Annotated in this window: 1 protein-coding gene; it reads left to right on the forward strand. The window is 62.8% G+C overall.

The window, feature by feature from the left end; translation table 4 throughout:
- Positions 1–545 (forward strand): PhzF family phenazine biosynthesis protein (locus FJM08_RS08580; RefSeq protein ID WP_211331348.1); only part of this gene is annotated, 545 nt, incomplete at both ends.

The raw sequence follows: 545 nt of genomic DNA on the forward strand, positions 1-545 counted from the left end.
GACATTTCCCGTTTCACGGCGACCCTGCGCGCTTCATCGACATCGTCGAACGCTTCATGGACACCACTGAGCCCGCCGAATACGACCAGGCCGCGCTGCGCGCGTTGCTTCGCCGGGGTGGCGGCGAAGCAACCGTCACCGGCTCGGCAGACACCCGTGTTGCAGTACTGAACGCCATCGGGTCCAACGAACGCAGCGCTACCTGATCACCACCGGGTCTGTTAGGGCTCTTCCCCAGGTCGTACAGTCGGGCCATGGCCATTGAGGTTTCGGTGTTGCGGGTTTTCACCGATTCAGACGGGAATTTCGGTAATCCGCTGGGGGTGATCAACGCCAGCAAGGTCGAACACCGCGACAGGCAGCAGCTGGCAGCCCAATCGGGCTACAGCGAAACCATATTCGTCGATCTTCCCAGCCCCGGCTCAACCACCGCACACGCCACCATCCATACTCCCCGCACCGAAATTCCGTTCGCCGGACACCCGACCGTGGGAGCGTCCTGGTGGCTGCGCGAGAGGGGGACGCCAATTAACACGCTGCAGGTG

Source organism: Metamycoplasma equirhinis (genome assembly GCF_006385185.1).
GTDB lineage: Bacteria > Bacillota_I > Bacilli_A > Mycoplasmatales > Metamycoplasmataceae > Metamycoplasma > Metamycoplasma equirhinis.